This is a genomic window from Rhizobium sp. BR 362, assembly GCF_036528765.1.
Lineage (GTDB): Bacteria > Pseudomonadota > Alphaproteobacteria > Rhizobiales > Rhizobiaceae > Rhizobium.
This window is the reverse complement of record NZ_JARWGH010000102.1, coordinates 1-737: the sequence shown is the minus strand read 5'-3', so window position 1 is coordinate 737 and position 737 is coordinate 1. Positions and strand designations below refer to the sequence as shown.

The 737-nt window shown below is 55.4% G+C and carries 1 protein-coding gene and 1 pseudogene; one reads left to right on the top strand and one right to left on the bottom strand.

The features are described 5' to 3' along the window. Nucleotides 1-129: pseudogene (locus QDY28_RS30935) on the bottom strand (IS110 family transposase); the annotation flags it as partial. Between the two features lie 301 nt (nt 130-430). On the opposite strand from QDY28_RS30935, the gene QDY28_RS31165 reads away from it, so the two are divergent. Continuing rightward, nucleotides 431-737, top strand: a 307-nt coding sequence (locus tag QDY28_RS31165; protein WP_442967622.1) for a hypothetical protein, incomplete at its 3' end; no start/stop codon positions are given.

The following is a 737-nucleotide window of genomic DNA, read 5'->3' as shown; positions in this document are numbered from 1 at the left end:
GCCAAACCAGGCGATCAGCGCATCGGGTTCACTGTGGACCTTTGCCTCGCGCACGATGCGGCCATCCGCATCCACCACGCACACACTCGAGTATTCCAACGAGACATCGATTCCGGCATACTGCTTCATGGTCGTCTCTCCGTGATGCTATGGAGCAGGCCACTCCTGACTCCGCGACACCATCATTGTGAGGGACGACCACCAAGCCTTCAAACTCGCCTGGCTGGGATCCGCCCGTTACACCATCTATCTTATGCAGGCCGATCCATCGCTGGCGGCGGATCTCACTAAAATCGGAATCCGACTTGAGGTTGCCGACACCACGGACAAAACGGTACCCGCATCGTTGCGCTCGGCCCAGGATGCTTCTAGTACCGTTCCGCAGAGATTCTGACGGGTTGAGCTATCGCAAGATTGGCAGCGCTTCGGGTTGTACGAGCAATTGAATGCTTCGCGCTACTCCAGGCTGGCGTTGAATGAGCCCGGCCTTTTCCAGGGTTATCACCATCTGGTGTACAGACGGTGCGGTCACCTCAAAGTGGCGACGCATGTCCGCTTCTGCCGGGGAGCGTTTGAAGATCCTGGTATAGGCATAAATGAAGGCCAGGTATTGGCCCTGCAGCTGCGTGAACTGTGGCGCTCCGGCAGGAGGCTCTTTGCCAAACGTTTGATTCATTTGAGTTTAACCTATGTTTCATCGCATCAGGAGGCTCAAATGAATATAAGATATCATGTGG